This is a genomic window from Pseudomonas sp. MPB03 (assembly GCF_046605385.1).
Classification (GTDB): Bacteria; Pseudomonadota; Gammaproteobacteria; order Pseudomonadales; family Pseudomonadaceae; genus Aquipseudomonas; species Aquipseudomonas zanjanensis.
Genome location: NZ_CP176770.1, coordinates 1,646,286 through 1,661,481, shown reverse-complemented (window position 1 = coordinate 1,661,481; position 15,196 = coordinate 1,646,286). Strand labels below are relative to the sequence as shown.

Below are 15,196 nucleotides of genomic sequence, written 5' to 3'. Positions count from 1 at the left end.
TAACGGGAGGATGTGTAATGACCACGGAAAAAGTGAAGTACGGCGTTCATTCCGAAGCCGGCAAACTGCGTAAAGTCATGGTCTGTTCCCCGGGCCTGGCCCACCAGCGGCTGACCCCGAACAACTGCGACGAGCTGCTGTTCGACGATGTGATCTGGGTCAACCAGGCCAAGCGCGACCATTTCGATTTCGTCACCAAGCTGCGCGAGCGTGATATCGATGTGCTGGAAATGCACAACCTGCTGACCGACATCGTCGCCATCCCCGAAGCCCTGGACTGGATCCTCCAGCGCAAGATCAGCGCCAACTCGGTGGGCCTGGGCCTGGTGAATGAAGTCGGTTCGTGGCTGCGCAGCCTGGAACCGCGCCACATCGCCGAATTCCTCATCGGCGGCGTCTCGGCCGATGACCTGCCGGACAGCTTCGGTGGCAAGACTATCCAGATGTTCCGCGACTTTCTCGGACACTCCAGCTTTATCCTGCCGCCGTTGCCCAATACCCAGTTCACCCGCGACACCACGTGCTGGATCTACGGCGGCGTGACCTTGAACCCGATGTACTGGCCGGCGCGCCGACAGGAAACCCTGCTGGCCAGCGCCATCTATAAATTCCATCCGGAGTTCACCCACGCGGACTTCCAAGTCTGGTATGGGGACCCGGACCAGGACCACGGCAACGCCACTCTTGAAGGCGGCGATGTCATGCCCATTGGCAACGGCGTGGTGTTGATCGGCATGGGCGAGCGCTCGTCCCGCCAAGCCATCGGCCAGTTGGCGCTGAACCTGTTCAAGCACAACGCGGTGGAACGGGTGATTGTCGCCGGCTTGCCGAAATCCCGGGCCGCCATGCACCTGGATACCGTGTTCAGTTTCTGCGACCGCGACCTGGTCACGGTATTCCCCGAAGTGGTGAGCCAGATCGTCGCCTTCTCCCTGCGCCCTGACGAGAGCAAGCCTGGCGGCATCGACGTGCGCCGCGAGGACGGCAGCTTCCTCGACACCGTGGCCGCCGCCCTCAAGCTACCCGCGTTGCGAGTCGTGGAAACCGGCGGCAACAGCTTCGCCGCCGAACGCGAGCAGTGGGACGACGGCAACAACGTCGTGGCGGTGGAACCGGGCGTGGTGATCGGCTATGACCGCAACACCTACACCAATACCCTCCTGCGCAAGGCCGGCGTGGAAGTCATCACCATCAGCGCCAGCGAACTGGGCCGGGGCCGGGGCGGTGGCCATTGCATGACCTGCCCGATCATCCGCGACCCGATCGATTACTGACTTCGAGCCGAGGCCGTTCCTTACCCAGAATCGGCCCCGGGGATAACCTACACCAGAGGAGATCCACACCATGGCGTTCAACATGCGCAACCGCAGCCTGCTGAGCCTGATGCACCACACCAACCGCGAGCTGCACTTTCTGCTGGACCTGTCCCGCGACCTCAAGCGTGCCAAGTACACCGGCACCGAACAGCCGCACCTCAAGGGCAAGAACATCGCGCTGATCTTCGAGAAAACCTCGACCCGCACCCGCTGCGCCTTCGAAGTCGCCGCCCACGACCAGGGCGCCCACGTCACCTACATCGACCCGGTGTCGTCGCAGATCGGCCACAAGGAAAGCATGAAAGACACCGCCCGAGTCCTGGGGCGGATGTTCGACGCCATCGAATACCGTGGCTTCGAACAGGAGATCGTCGAGGAGTTAGCCACGTTCGCCGGGGTGCCGGTGTTCAACGGCCTGACCGCCGAATTCCATCCCACCCAAATGATCGCCGACACCCTGACCATGCGCGAACACAGCGACAAGCCGCTGCATGACATCAGCTACGCCTACCTGGGCGATGCCCGCTACAACATGGGCAATTCGTTGCTGATGATCGGCGCGAAGCTGGGCATGGACGTGCGCATCGGCGCGCCAAAAGCCTTGTGGCCGCACCAGGATTTCATCGACCAGTGCCAGGCCTTCGCCGCCGAAAGTGGCGCCCGCCTGACCATCACCGAAGACCCGAGGGAAGCCGTCAAGGGCGTGGACTTCATCCACACCGACATTTGGGTGTCCATGGGCGAGCCGGTTGAAGCCTGGGATGAGCGCATCGAGCAATTGCTGCCCTACCAGGTCAACGCGCAGATGATGAAGGCCTCGGGCAACCCACGGGTGAAATTCATGCACTGCCTGCCGGCGTTCCATAACAGTGAAACCAAGGTCGGCAAGGACATCGCCGCACGCTACCCGAACCTGGCCAACGGCGTGGAAGTGACCGAGGAGGTGTTCGAATCCCCGGCCAACATCGCCTTCGAGCAGGCGGAAAATCGCATGCACACCATCAAGGCGATCCTGGTGGCGGCGTTGGCGGATATCTAGAACCCACTGTGGGAGCGAGCTTGCTCGCGATGGCGAAGTGTCAGCTTGCATTGATGTTGGATGTGCCGCTGTCATCGCGAGCAAGCTCGCTCCCACAAGGGAATCAGGTTGTTCGATCCATTTTTTAAAGGACAGCACCATGCGCATCGTCGTTGCCCTGGGCGGTAACGCCCTTCTGCGTCGGGGTGAACCCATGACCGCAGCCAATCAACGCAGCAACATCCGCACCGCGACCGAACAGATCGCCAAGATCCACCCCGGCAACCAACTGGTCATCGCCCACGGCAACGGCCCGCAAGTCGGCCTGCTGTCGCTGCAGGCGGCGGCCTACACCTCGGTCACGCCGTATCCGCTGGACGTGCTCGGCGCCGAAACCGAGGGCATGATCGGCTACATCATCGAACAGGAACTGGGCAATCTGCTGGACTTCGAAGTCCCCTTCGCCACGCTCCTGACCCAGGTCGAAGTGGACGCCAACGACCCGGCCTTCCAGAACCCCACCAAGCCCATCGGCCCGGTCTACAGCCAGGAAGAAGCACAGGAACTGGCCGCTGAAAAAGGCTGGGCCATCGCCCCGGACGGCGACAAGTTCCGTCGTGTGGTCGCCAGCCCCAGGCCCAAGCGCATCTTTGAAATCCGCCCGATCAAATGGCTGCTGGAAAAAGGCAGTATCGTGATCTGCGCCGGCGGTGGCGGCATCCCGACGATGTACGACGCCGACGGCAAGCTGCAAGGCGTGGAAGCGGTGATCGACAAGGACTTGTGCTCGGCGCTGCTGGCCGAACAGCTGGAAAGCGATCTGCTGGTGATCGCCACCGACGTCAACGCCGCGTTCATCGACTTCGGCAAGCCGACCCAGAAAGCCATCGCCCAGGCCCATCCCGACGAACTGGAGCGGCTCGGCTTCGCCGCCGGTTCCATGGGGCCGAAGGTGCAGGCTGCCTGTGAATTCGCGCGCAACACCGGCAAGGTCGCGGTGATCGGGTCGCTGTCGGACATCGATGCTATTGTCCAGGGCACCGCCGGCACGCGCATCAGCACCGCGACGCCGGGCATTGTTTATCGCTAACGGGAAAACTTATGCGGCAGGCACGGTGTCTGCCGTTCTCCATGCCTTCGAAGGAGAGTCGTTTATGGCCACGTTCAAACCCGGTCACCTGCACATGGAACGCCATGCGCTGAACAAGGATGATTTCAGCTACAACCTGTGCATCGACTACAAGCTCGATCAGAACGACAAGGGCGAGACGGGCATGTCGTTCCAACTGCACGGCACGGTGGAAGAAAAAACCCTGGACGAGACCTTTTTCCTGGCCAAGGACCAAGCCTTCGACTTCGCCCGCCATGCCACGCGCATCGCCCAGAAATACGGCCTGCCCAAGGCTGCCAGCATCGGTTCGATGCACAAGTACTACGACGAAATGTTCGAAGACGTGCGCCAGCAACTGGACGTCAAGCCGGGCGACCCGATGAAGCCGGAGCACCTGGAATAACTGGCTGGGAAACGCTGCCATTCCTGACATGAAATGAACCTGTGGCGAGGGAGCTTGCTCCCGCTCGGTTGCGCAGCGACCGCAAGAGCTTGGGGCCGCTGCGCGGCCCAGCGGGAGCAAGCTCCCTCGCCACAATGAAGCAGGGCTTCAGCCTTGAGGCCTGGGCCCCAACAGGGGAATATCAGTGTTCTGAATATCGGGTTACACACAAAGCCTGCCTGGCTGGCAACTCGCTATAGCTGACCTATGCTGAATACAGTACCCCCGGGTATTCGTTCAGAGGTCACCGCCATGAACATCAAAACAAGAAGACGCCTCGCCATTTTCGTCACTTGCGCCGCTACGCTTGCGCTGTATGGCACTGCGGCCTACCGGGTCGAGCAGGCCAGGCAACTGCCCCGTGAATATGCCAGCTGCAATTTCGAACGCTGCATCCCCCATAGCGCAACCCTGAACGCCCTGCGCTGAGGCGTGGTCAGTCGTCCTGTTGATCGGTCTTGAGCCGGTCCCGGAACGCCTTGGGCGAGATACCGACGCGCCGACGGAACAGCCGAGTGAAGTTGGTCGGGTCGGAAAACCCGAGCAGTTCGGAAATCTCGTAGATGGTCATGCCCGTGTAGGTGAGCAGGCGCTTGGCTTCCAGCAACTGGCGCTCATGCATGATCTGCAACGCTGGCTGCCCCGCCAGTTCGCGACAGGTGCCGTTGAGGTGCGACACGGAAATGCCCAGGCGATGGGCCAGGTCTTCGACCTTGACGTGCTCGCGATAGGTTTCTTCCACCAACTGAATGAAACCGTTGAGGTACTCCCGGGCCCGTTGCGGGCGCTGGGCCTGGGTGTGGCGCTGCATCACCTGGCGGCTGACCCAGACCATGATCACGCTGACCAGCGCATGCATCAGCATTTCCCGGGCCGGTTGATGCCCCATGTACTCATTCTGCAAGGCGCTGAACAGGCTGTTGAGGTACTCGGCATTCTCAAGGGCCGGGTAGCTTTCGGCCTGGGCCAGCACATTGACCGAATGCCCCAGCTGCGCTTGCAGGTGCGTGACCAGCGGCGCCGCCAGCGTCACCACGTAACCTTCCACATCCTCGGAAAAACGAAAGCCATGGACCGACAGCGGCGGCAGGATCTGCACGGCCGGCTCGGTGAGTTGCGTGCGCCGGCCTTCGATTTCCAGTTCCGCCTGGCCATTGAAGACAAACAGCAACTGGCACAGGTCGGCGTGCCGATGGGGCTTGATTTCCCATTGATGCTCGCGGCTGCGCTTGGAGATGGTCTCGCAATGCAGCAGATCCGGCGTCGGCCATTCCTGGCTCTCACCGTAGAGCTTGAACACCGGGATCGAAGGCAGGTCAGGTTTTTTCATAACGTGGATCCGGGCCTGGGGTTGCGGGCGATAATCGCACCAATTGGCGAAAAGAACAGGTATCGGCTCAGTTTTCCCCTTCAACTGACAGGTCCGCAAGCGAAAAATGCAGGCACTCGGTCCATAACAATCAACACCGACCCTGGTCGCGTGCTTCGTGCGAGTCATAAGAACAATGAAAACCCTCAAGACCCAAGTCGCTATCATCGGCGCCGGCCCCTCTGGCCTGCTGCTCGGCCAGTTGTTGCACAACGCCGGGATCGACACTGTCATCCTCGAACGCCAGGCCCCGGACTATGTCTTGGGTCGCATCCGCGCCGGTGTGCTGGAGCAAGGCATGGTCGAGCTGCTGCGCCAGGCCGGCGTTGGCCAGCGCATGGACGCCGAAGGCCTGCCCCATGACGGCTTTGAACTGGTGCTCAACGATCGGCGGGTACACATCGACCTCAAGGGCCTGACCGGCGGTAAAAACGTCATGGTCTACGGCCAGACCGAAGTCACCCGTGACTTGATGGCCGCCCGCGAAGCCGCCGGCGCCCGCACCCTGTACCTGGCCAGCGACGCCCAGCCCCACGACATGCAAACCGAACACCCCTTCGTGACCTTCGAACATGAAGGGCAAGCCTGGCGCCTGGACTGCGACTACATTGCCGGTTGCGACGGTTTCCACGGCGTGGCCCGCCAGTCCATTCCAGCGGAAAAGCTCAAGGTCTTCGAGCGCGTCTACCCGTTTGGCTGGCTCGGCGTACTGGCCGACACCCCGCCGGTGCACGAGGAGCTGGTCTACGCGCGGCACGACCGCGGTTTTGCCCTGTGCAGCATGCGCTCCAAGACCCGCACCCGTTATTACCTGCAAGTCCCCGCCGAGGAACACGTCGCCGACTGGCCGGACGAGCGCTTCTGGGGTGAACTGAAAAACCGCCTGCCCGCCGACCTGGCCGACGCCCTAGTGACCGGCCCCTCCATCGAAAAAAGCATCGCGCCCCTGCGTAGCTTCGTGGTCGAACCGATGCAGTATGGGCGGATGTTCCTGGTGGGCGATGCGGCCCACATCGTCCCACCGACGGGGGCCAAGGGCTTGAACCTGGCGGCCAGCGATGTCAGCACGCTGTTCAACATCTTGCTCAAGGTCTATCGCGACGGCCGTGTGGACTTGCTGGAACAATATTCGGCCATCTGCCTGCGACGCGTGTGGAAAGCCGAGCGGTTCTCCTGGTGGATGACGTCGATGCTGCACCGCTTCGACGACGACGCCTTCAACCAGCGCATCAGCGAAGCCGAACTGGAGTATTTCCTCGACTCCGAGGCCGGTCGAAAAACCATTGCGGAAAATTACGTCGGGCTTCCTTACGAGGCTATCGAATAGCCGCCTATCGACTTAAACTGCGGGCTTCGTCCCATTCGCCTCTTTGGCGCGACGCCCGCAGGTTCTGTCGTGACTCAGCTCAATACGCACCAAGCCCCAAAACCGGCCATCCGCAGCGTACTGGTTGCCCTGATGCTGGCGATTTTCCTCGGTGCCCTGGACCAGACCATCGTCGCCGTCTCGATGCCGGCCATCTCCGCACAATTCGCCGACGTCAGCCTGCTGGCCTGGGTGATTTCCGGCTACATGGTCGCCATGACCGTGGCGGTGCCGATCTACGGCAAGCTCGGTGACCTTTATGGCCGCCGACCGCTGATGTTGTTCGGCATGGGCCTGTTCACCCTGGCCTCGCTGTTCTGTGGCCTGGCGCAAAACATGGAACAACTGGTACTGGCGCGGATTTTCCAGGGCATCGGCGCCGGCGGGATGATTTCGGTGAGCCAGGCGATCATCGGCGACATCATCCCGCCCCGGGAGCGGGGTCGCTACCAGGGGTATTTCAGCAGCATGTACGCGGTGGCCAGTGTGGCCGGGCCGGTGCTCGGTGGCTACATGACCGAATACCTGTCGTGGCGCTGGGTGTTCTGGGTCAACCTGCCACTGGGCCTCGTGGCCTGGTGGGTGGCCCGGCGCACCCTGGTCGGGCTGCCAATACCGCAACGCACGCCAATCATCGATTACCTGGGCACCGTGTTGCTGATCATCGGCCTGACGGCATTGTTGCTGGGGATAACCCAGGTCGGCCAAGGCCATGCCTGGCACAGCCCTGAAGTGCTGGGGTTGCTGGGTTGCGCGGGGGTAGCGCTGGGGATGTTCGCCTGGCACGAGCGCCGGGCTCGGGAACCGTTGCTGCCGATGCACCTGTTCGCCAACCGCAGCGCGGTGCTGTGCTGGTGCACGGTGTTCTTCACCAGTTTCCAGGCGATTTCCCTGACGGTGCTGGTGCCGCTGCGCTTCCAGAGCGTGACCGGCGCCGGTGCCGACAGCGCGGCGTTGCACTTGTTGCCGCTGGCGATGGGGCTGCCGATCGGCGCGTATTTCGCCGGCCGCCGAACCTCGGTCACGGGGCGCTACAAACCGATGATCCTCAGCGGCGCCCTGCTCTTTCCATTCGCGATCCTCGGCATGGCCTTCACCGCGCCTGACGCGTTCTGGCTCAGCAGCCTGTTCATGCTGCTCAGCGGCATCGCCTCCGGCATGCAATTCCCCACATCGCTGGTGGGTTCGCAAAACGCCGTGCAGCAACAGGACATCGGCGTCGCCACCAGCACCACCAACCTGTTCCGCTCCCTCGGCGGCGCGGTGGGCGTGGCCCTGATGTCGGCGTTGCTGCTGGCCCTGCTGCAGGATTCAAGCTTCGCCCAGCTCACCGGTTCGTCGCCGCTCGGCGAAGGGCATTCCGGCAACGTCTTGCTCGACGGCCTCAATGCTGCCCCGGGCGAGGCGCAGCATGCCTTGCGCCAGGCGTTGCAGGCGACGTTCCGGCATTTGCTGCTGATCAGCGCGGCGGTGTCGCTGCTGGGGTTGGCCGCAGCGGTGGCGATGCCTAATCGCCTGTTGCGGGGGCGGGATGACAAGGCTGGATAACCTGTAACACACCACCTCTGTGGCGAGGGAGCTTGCTCCCGCTGGGCCGCGAAGCGGCCCCAAAAATGGTGCGGTCGCTGCGCAACCGAGCGGGAGCAAGCTCCCTCGCCACAAAAGCATCGTTGTCACAAAATCTCACTAGGCTGTCGCCACCACCCCCTCCGGCACCACCACTGCACTCATCCCATCCTTCATCCGCTTGGCATCGCGCACGAAGCAGCGTGACGCCAGGAACAGGAACACCATGGTCAGGAGCAGTGCCACCGGGATCAGGTACATCGCGTCGTGCAGGCCGATGGCCTTGAAGGCTTCGGTCATCTGCGGGGCGCCTGCGGTCGCCATGGCCGTGCGGGCGAAGTAGTCGGACAAGCCGCCCACCACCACCGGCCCCAGGCCGCCGCCGAGCAAATACAGCCCGGCAAAGTACAACGCCATCGCCGTGGCGCGCAGGCGCGGCTCCACCACGTCCTGGATCGCGGTGTAGACGCAGGTGTAAAAGTTATAGGCAAACAGCCAACCCACACTGAACACCGCCACGAACACACCGATTTCTATGCGCCCGGCATGCAGGGCCCACGCCGTGGTGACCGTCGAAATCGCCAGGCTGAACGCGGCAAACAGCAGGCGGCCGTTGGGCACGCGCTGGTGGATCTTGTCTGCGACCCAGCCGCCCAGGGTGAGCCCGAACAAGCCCGTCACGCCCACCATGATCCCGGTCGCCACGGCCGCCTCGTGCAGCGGCATCAGGAAATAACGCTGCAGCATCGGCACCAGGAATGAGTTGCAGGCATAGGTGGCGAAGTTGAAGCACAGCCCCGCCAGCACCAGCCAAAGAAAGGTCGGAATCGCCAGCACCCGGCGGACCGGCTTGTCGATCTTTTCCTGGGACACCTGCACGGTTTCCGCCGCGCCGCGCTTGGGCTCCTTGATGAAAAACATGAACACCGCCAGCACCAGCCCAGGCACCGCCGCGATGAAGAACGGCGCGCGCCAGCTGTCGAAGGCCTTGACCATCGCGCCGATGGTGAAAAACGCCAGCAGCAGCCCCAGCGGCAGCCCGAGCATGAAAATGCCCATGGCCCGCGCTCGACGATGGGCCGGGAACAGATCGCCAATCAAGGAGTTGGCCGCCGGCGCGTAGCTGGCCTCGCCGATGCCGACGCCCATGCGCACCACCAAAAACGCCCAGAAACTGCCGACCAGGCCGTTCACCGCCGTCAGCCCGCTCCAAGCCGCAAGCCCCCAACCCATCAATTTGCTGCGCGAACCGTTATCGGCCATGCGCCCCAGGGGCAGGCCGGCAATGGCATAAACGATGGTGAACGCGGTGCCGATGATGCCGATCTGGAAGTCACTGAGGCTCCATTCCATGCGGATCGGCTCAATGATGATCGCCGGGATGGTGCGGTCGAAGAAATTGAACAGGTTGGCCAGGAACAACAGGAACAGAATGCGCCAGGCATTCGCCGCTTGGGTCGAGTTCTGCATGGGTCCGTCTCTTTTTATTGTTTTGGGGCTTCATTGCCAACGCGCTCGAGCCCGGAACCGACAATCTAGTCATGCCCGCCAGCGCTGTCTGTAACTATTCGCAGGGCTGATATCCATCCATGGCAGCGGTTATCTCCAACAATGTTTTTTCAAGCGTTCCAACCGCTATTTCCAACCCTGAAACCAAAATGCTACTACGCTACGTTGGATACCGTGCAACGCCACTGACATTACCCGTGCTGGCCAGTGCCCACCGCGAAGGCCGGATTACCAAGGGATGGAACGAGCTATGGAGTGGCTTGGTTTACATTTCATGACCGACCTGCCCGCAAGCGGGCAGGTCATACTCGATTGCAGCCATAACCCTTTCCTGGTGTTACTGGCCTATCTGGTGGCCTGCACGGCCAGTTTCGCCACGCTGGATATGACCGAACGGGTCGGGAACGTGACAAAAACCGCGTCCCGCCGGCTCTGGCGCTGGGTGGGCGCCGGCTGTCTGGCGGGCGGTATCTGGTCCATGCACTTCATCAGCATGTTGGCGTTCCAGGCACCGATCGAAATCCATTATCACCTGCCCACCACCCTGCTCTCGCTGTTATTTGCCCTGACCGCCTCGTGGCTGGCCATGCACACCCTCAGCCACCCTGAGCTGAAATTCCGGCAGTACCTGCAGGCCGCGGTGTGGATCGGCCTGGGCATTGCGATCATGCACTACGTGGGCATGGCCGCCCTGCGATCCAATGCGATGATTTACTACCAACCGGCCCTCTTCGCGCTCTCCGTCATCATCGCCATCGGTGCCAGCCTGGCCGCCCTGCTGATTGCCAGTCACCTGCGCGATGGCACCGGCATCGTCCATAAACAGCTCAAATACATTGCCAGCCTGGTACTCGGGGCCGGCATCGTCAGCATGCATTTCACCGGCATGGCGGCGCTCAGCCTGGTGCTTCCCGAGGGCAACCTTCATTCGCCGTCCGGCGGCAACGATCACCAGCAAATCGGACTGACCGTCGCGCTGATCACGCTGCTGATCATCGGCAGCAGCATCGGTGCAGCACTGGCGGACAAGAAGCTGCAACACAAGGAGCATGATCTGCAGCGGGTCAACACCCTGGTCAGTGAACTGGATCAGGCACGTCTGTCGCTGCAACAGGTGGCCCACTACGACCCCTTGACCAATCTGCTCAACCGCCGCGGCTTCAACCAGGTCTTTGCCGAAAAGCTCATCGAGAACACCCGCAAAGGCGGCATGCTGGCGGTGATGTTTCTCGATATCGACCACTTCAAACGAATCAATGACAGCCTGGGCCATGATGCCGGCGATGAACTGCTCAAAGCCCTGGCCAGCTACATCAAGGCCTCGGTGCGCAGCCAGGATGACGTGGTGGCGCGTTTCGGAGGCGACGAATTCTGCCTCCTCACCAGCTTGCAGGACCGTGAAGAAGCGCGGCTGATGGCTCAGCGAATCATGTCCAAAATGAAAGAGCCCATCGAATTGTCCGGACGGCGCGTGGTCATGACCACCAGCATCGGCATCAGCCTGTTTCCGGAAGATGGCAAGACATGCGAAGAACTGCTGAAGAATGCCGACCTGGCGCTGTACCAGTCCAAGGACAGCGGCCGTAACGGGCTGCATTTTTTCAGTCCACACCTTACGACCCGCGCCACTCTGGAACTGCAGCTCGAAGAAGAGTTGCGTTACGCCCTGCGCAAAGGCACCGGGTTGATGCTGTATTACCAACCGATCTATGACTTGAGAGTCGGTCGTGTTACCAAACTTGAAGCACTGGTTCGCTGGCAGCACCCGGTACATGGATTGCTGACGCCGGATCGGTTCGTTGGCATCGCGCAAGCCAACGACCTGATGACCGAACTGGACAACTGGGTGCTGCGCAAGGCCTGCGAAGACTTGGGCGCATTGTCCCACTGCGATTGCGCAACGCTCAGAATCGCCGTGAACTGCTCGCCCCTGAACCTGGCGCGAGAAGAACTGGCTGACGAAATCGAACACACCCTTCGCGTCAGCGGGGTGGCGCCACAGCGACTGGAATTGGAAGTGACCGAAAGCGCGCTGATGGGGGATCTTCCCAAGACCCTCATTCTGCTGCGGCAGATTCGAGCCCTTGGGGTCTCATTGTCGATCGACGACTTCGGCACCGGCTATTCATCCCTGTCCTACCTCAGGCGCCTGCCACTGGACACGTTGAAGATCGACCGTTCATTCATCCAGGACATTGCCACGACGCCCCAGGACATGGAAATCGTCCAGGCTATTATCGTCATGGCCCATGCCCTGCATTTACAAGTCGCCACCGATGGCGTCGAAACCGTCGAGCAGTATGACTTTCTCGAAGGCCATGGCTGTGACTTCATTCAAGGCTACCTGCTCAGCCGCCCGGTACCGCTGGCTGAATTGCCGGCAGTGGTGACCGAAATCAATCAACGCACGCACATGAACAACGTCACCGCCATCATTTAGCCTTCATTGATTAAAGAACAACGAATGTTGGCCGATTCAACATGATTGAAGGACTCCCCAGGGACGTTCAGGCCAGCCCCTGACGCTGGGGCCACATTCGCGCAGCAGGAAGACGCGATCCCATTCCGTGATGACTCGATGACAGCTTGTCGCCGAGCCGACCACTACAGGCATACGGCGCACAATGACCTCAAAAAAAACAGCCACTGCGGTATCCGATCTGACCTTGAGCCCGGCCGCCAACGGCCCTGAAGTCTCGAAGCCATCGCCCCCTCCGCGCCCTCTGTCGACCCAGCAGTACCTGTATTTCACCGAAACCAATACCGACCGTATCCTCGACAACCTCGATGGCCTGCGTGACACCGTGTTCCCGCGCCCACCGCACCTGGTGGACGACGAATTCGACCGTGCCCAGCAGGAGTTCCCGTCGGTGTGCCTGATCGGCCTGGGTCGCTGCGGCTCCAACATCGCCCTGGACGTGGCCGAGCTGGTATACAACGCCCGCAAGTTCTACCTCAACGAGTTCAACGCCGAAGACAAAGGCTACAGCGACAAGGGCTACAGCCCCGCACAGTGGATCCGCAACAACCTGCGCCTGGGCACCAGCAAGGCCAGCAAACCGGTATTCCTGGTGGAACCGCTGGTCATGCTCGGCGACTTGGACAAGGACATCGCCGGGCGCATCCGTTTCTCGCGCAAGGGCGAGAAAAGCGGCTTTTTGCGCGACTACAGCAAAATGAAAATCATGGACCTGTCGGAAGTCCACGCCGGTGGCGCCGGTAACGCGCCGATCCTCGGCCAGTACCTGGCCAAGATCATCCTGAACAAGGACACCCAGCGTTTCTCCAGCCCCGACTGGAAAATGATCCACTCGTACCTGATCGACAGCTGCGGCATCAAGGCCAACCAGTCGCGCCTGTATTTCTCGATCTTCAGCGCCGGCGGCGGTACCGGTTCGGGCATGGCCTCGGAGTTCGGCCTGGCCCAGCAATATTCGTACATGAACAAGACGTTCGACACAAAACCGATGGACGAGCACGACAGCAAGAGCGGTCATTCCTTCGTCTTCGAGCCGATCTTCACCAGCGGCATCTGCGTGCTGCCGAACATTTCCGACCATCGCAGCGAAATGTCCGAGGCGCTGCACATCAACGCCGGACGCCTGCTGTGCAAGTACCTGTCGGAAGAATGGGATTTCTCGTACAACTTCGCCAACGAAGACAGCAGCGAAGCCAGCGTCATGGGGCGCATTCGCCCGTGGAACGCGATGATGCTGATCTCCAACGACATCATGCGCTACGCCGAAGAAAGCGATGACGGCAACATCCAGAACATTGATGTCAATGCCATGGAGAAGCACGCCAACCAGTACATCTCCCAGCAGATCTTCAACATCCTGACGGCCCAGGCCGTCACCACCGACTACGACCAGAACTACTTCCGTCGCGCCGGCATCGACATCGGCGAAACCATTCGCCTGGACGCCAACGACCTGTTCATGAGCCTGGCCGGCCCGGTGGCGATTGCCTACGCCGAGTCCGTCGTCCCGGAAACCCCGGCGCCGAGCGGCGACAAGTTCAAGGTGTTCGAGAAAGAGCCGCCGCGCCTGAACATCGACGACCTGTTCTTCCGCTCCATCGACTTGCCGCACTTCAACAAAGTCACCCAGGCCATCGAAGGCATCAGCCTGTTGCCCATCGAATCCAAGCGCTACCGTGCCTCGTTGGAGCAGTACAAGAACTCCGGCTACGACGCCGCCGCGTTGCACGACCTGCATTTCTTCAAGAATTGCTCGTCGGTGGTGTCCATTGTCTCCTTGCCCAAGGACTACAAGCTGTCCTACATGGACCTGAACCGGCTCAAGACCCACCTCAACAGCCTGTTTCCCAATACCACGCTCAAGCGCTACGCGCTGGTGATCGGCGCCTCGGCCAACCTGTCGCTGACCACCCTGATCGCCAAGAGCCCGTGCCTGTCGGATGACTTCCTGACCCTGATCGTGGCGTTCATCAAGCGCTGCTTCGCCCGCACCCCGTACCGCTTCGACGAGACCCTGGACAACTCGATCCTGGACTTCATCATCAATGAAGACTTCGACGAAGCCCGCATCGACGAGTTGCTCAATGAGTTCGAGAACCCGGCGAAGATCCTCGACACCAACTGGTACGCGATCAAGCCGATGTATGAGAAGAAGTACCGTGAGCTGATCAACGACAAGGACAAGTTTGTCTCGATCAACGACATCCGCCTGTCCCGGGACTGCGTTAAGAAGTCGATCAAGTACCTGCGCGAGATTTACCGTCACCGGATTGGCAAGACCAAGGTTATTTCCCTGAATAACCATACGGGCAGGTCTTATTGAGGCTGGCTTGAAACCGTTTCGCCCCAAATCGCGAGCAAGCTCGCTCCCACAGGTTTTGTGCACAGGCTCATTGTGGGAGCGAGCTTGCTCGCGATAGCGGTCTTGAATCTCTACCTTGAACAACATCCAGAAACAATTAAGCAGCCCAAAGGCTGCTCAATGAACTGTTCCCGTTACGTATACGTCACCCTGCCCTGTGGCGTTTCGCCACGGCAGGCTGGCATCACGCTACTCACCTACACACTTTCCATCAGGCCAACGAGCGAACCAACTTGGTGCATCGATCAATTCGACGCCCTTTCCTGGATCATAATCCAGGGCGAAACCACTACCGCCCAGAGCGGCGGATCACGCTCCAAAAAATCCAGCGCCCGCGTTTCAGACAGCTTGGCGAGCTGGTCGGCGGCCAGCCAGGCGGCGACTTTGGTACCTTCGTCCTGGGCAACGGCCTCGGCGGCGGCGATCAGATCCAGTGCCGGATCGACCCACAATAGGGCACCCTTGGCAAAGAACGGCTCCAGCTCTTTCCAAGTGATGGATGCGGTTTCACCAAGCAGCTTGGCATAGAGGGTGCTAGGTTCTTGATTCATGGGAACTGTCCGGAAAAGAAATCGGCGCGAATGATAACGTCGGTGGTCTGGCAGAAAAACCCGGTAGCAATTGCAACACCGATTGAAAAGCGCAGGAAAGCCAAGGA

Annotated in this window: 12 protein-coding genes; 9 read left to right on the top strand and 3 right to left on the bottom strand. The window is 61.0% G+C overall.

The annotated features are described in order from the left end of the window. The first annotated feature begins 17 nt into the window (after positions 1 to 17). From arcA to ACLH0I_RS07280, 5 genes are all read left to right on the top strand, one after another. Positions 18 to 1,274, top strand: coding sequence for an arginine deiminase (gene arcA / locus ACLH0I_RS07300; protein ID WP_411386683.1), 1,257 nt, complete (start codon positions 18 to 20; stop codon positions 1,272 to 1,274). A gap of 70 nt (positions 1,275 to 1,344) precedes the next feature. Beyond that, positions 1,345 to 2,355, top strand: a complete 1,011-nt coding sequence (locus tag ACLH0I_RS07295) for an ornithine carbamoyltransferase (protein ID WP_186708478.1) — start codon at positions 1,345 to 1,347, stop codon at positions 2,353 to 2,355. A 139-nt stretch (positions 2,356 to 2,494) separates the two neighbouring features. Further along, on the top strand, positions 2,495 to 3,424 hold the full coding sequence (arcC, locus tag ACLH0I_RS07290) for a carbamate kinase (RefSeq protein ID WP_411386682.1): 930 nt from the start codon (positions 2,495 to 2,497) through the stop codon (positions 3,422 to 3,424). A 64-nt stretch (positions 3,425 to 3,488) separates the two neighbouring features. Further along, on the top strand, positions 3,489 to 3,848 hold the full coding sequence (locus ACLH0I_RS07285) for a DUF5064 family protein (RefSeq protein ID WP_411386681.1): 360 nt from the start codon (positions 3,489 to 3,491) through the stop codon (positions 3,846 to 3,848). 291 nt (positions 3,849 to 4,139) lie between these two features. Then, a complete protein-coding gene (locus tag ACLH0I_RS07280) occupies positions 4,140 to 4,316 on the top strand; it encodes a hypothetical protein (protein ID WP_162843733.1) in 177 nt (58 codons plus the stop codon). A 7-nt stretch (positions 4,317 to 4,323) separates the two neighbouring features. Here the strand turns inward: ACLH0I_RS07280 and ACLH0I_RS07275 are convergent, their stop codons facing one another. Further along, on the bottom strand, positions 4,324 to 5,217 hold the full coding sequence (locus ACLH0I_RS07275; protein ID WP_411386680.1) for a helix-turn-helix domain-containing protein: 894 nt from the start codon (positions 5,215 to 5,217) through the stop codon (positions 4,324 to 4,326). Positions 5,218 to 5,392: 175 nt separating this feature from the next. Between ACLH0I_RS07275 and pobA the strand changes: the two genes are divergently transcribed. Both pobA and ACLH0I_RS07265 read left to right on the top strand, forming a co-directional pair. Then, on the top strand, positions 5,393 to 6,583 hold the full coding sequence (pobA, locus tag ACLH0I_RS07270; RefSeq protein ID WP_411386679.1) for a 4-hydroxybenzoate 3-monooxygenase: 1,191 nt from the start codon (positions 5,393 to 5,395) through the stop codon (positions 6,581 to 6,583). 69 nt (positions 6,584 to 6,652) lie between these two features. Continuing rightward, positions 6,653 to 8,170: an MDR family MFS transporter gene (locus ACLH0I_RS07265; RefSeq protein ID WP_411386678.1), complete on the top strand. Its 1,518-nt coding sequence runs from the start codon at positions 6,653 to 6,655 to the stop codon at positions 8,168 to 8,170. Positions 8,171 to 8,308: 138 nt separating this feature from the next. On the opposite strand, the gene ACLH0I_RS07260 is transcribed toward ACLH0I_RS07265, so the two are convergent. Next, the gene (locus tag ACLH0I_RS07260; protein ID WP_053119054.1) at positions 8,309 to 9,658 is read right to left on the bottom strand and encodes a spinster family MFS transporter; all 1,350 of its coding nucleotides are present in this window, start codon (positions 9,656 to 9,658) and stop codon (positions 8,309 to 8,311) included. Between the two features lie 289 nt (positions 9,659 to 9,947). On the opposite strand from ACLH0I_RS07260, the gene ACLH0I_RS07255 reads away from it, so the two are divergent. Together ACLH0I_RS07255 and ACLH0I_RS07250 are read left to right on the top strand one after the other, a co-directional pair. Further along, positions 9,948 to 12,137 (top strand): putative bifunctional diguanylate cyclase/phosphodiesterase, encoded by a 2,190-nt coding sequence (locus tag ACLH0I_RS07255; RefSeq protein WP_411386677.1) that lies wholly within the window; start codon positions 9,948 to 9,950, stop codon positions 12,135 to 12,137. A gap of 184 nt (positions 12,138 to 12,321) precedes the next feature. Continuing rightward, entirely contained in the window at positions 12,322 to 14,499 is a 2,178-nt protein-coding gene (locus ACLH0I_RS07250; RefSeq protein WP_186708465.1) for a hypothetical protein, read from the top strand. A 284-nt stretch (positions 14,500 to 14,783) separates the two neighbouring features. Here ACLH0I_RS07250 and ACLH0I_RS07245 read toward each other — a convergent pair whose 3' ends face one another. After that, on the bottom strand, positions 14,784 to 15,089 hold the full coding sequence (locus tag ACLH0I_RS07245) for a DUF2288 domain-containing protein (RefSeq protein WP_014336893.1): 306 nt from the start codon (positions 15,087 to 15,089) through the stop codon (positions 14,784 to 14,786). Positions 15,090 to 15,196 lie beyond the last annotated feature (107 nt).

What these genes read in the sequence shown, in the direction of transcription:
- arcA (WP_411386683.1), top strand. Translation starts at nt 18, where the DNA reads ATGACCACGGAAAAAGTGAAGTACGGCGTTCATTCCGAAGCCGGCAAA.
- ACLH0I_RS07295 (WP_186708478.1), top strand. Translation starts at nt 1,345, where the DNA reads ATGGCGTTCAACATGCGCAACCGCAGCCTGCTGAGCCTGATGCACCAC.
- arcC (WP_411386682.1), top strand. Translation starts at nt 2,495, where the DNA reads ATGCGCATCGTCGTTGCCCTGGGCGGTAACGCCCTTCTGCGTCGGGGT.
- ACLH0I_RS07285 (WP_411386681.1), top strand. Translation starts at nt 3,489, where the DNA reads ATGGCCACGTTCAAACCCGGTCACCTGCACATGGAACGCCATGCGCTG.
- ACLH0I_RS07280 (WP_162843733.1), top strand. Translation starts at nt 4,140, where the DNA reads ATGAACATCAAAACAAGAAGACGCCTCGCCATTTTCGTCACTTGCGCC.
- ACLH0I_RS07275 (WP_411386680.1), bottom strand. Translation starts at nt 5,217, where the DNA reads ATGAAAAAACCTGACCTGCCTTCGATCCCGGTGTTCAAGCTCTACGGT.
- pobA (WP_411386679.1), top strand. Translation starts at nt 5,393, where the DNA reads ATGAAAACCCTCAAGACCCAAGTCGCTATCATCGGCGCCGGCCCCTCT.
- ACLH0I_RS07260 (WP_053119054.1), bottom strand. Translation starts at nt 9,658, where the DNA reads ATGCAGAACTCGACCCAAGCGGCGAATGCCTGGCGCATTCTGTTCCTG.
- ACLH0I_RS07255 (WP_411386677.1), top strand. Translation starts at nt 9,948, where the DNA reads ATGGAGTGGCTTGGTTTACATTTCATGACCGACCTGCCCGCAAGCGGG.
- ACLH0I_RS07250 (WP_186708465.1), top strand. Translation starts at nt 12,322, where the DNA reads ATGACCTCAAAAAAAACAGCCACTGCGGTATCCGATCTGACCTTGAGC.
- ACLH0I_RS07245 (WP_014336893.1), bottom strand. Translation starts at nt 15,089, where the DNA reads ATGAATCAAGAACCTAGCACCCTCTATGCCAAGCTGCTTGGTGAAACC.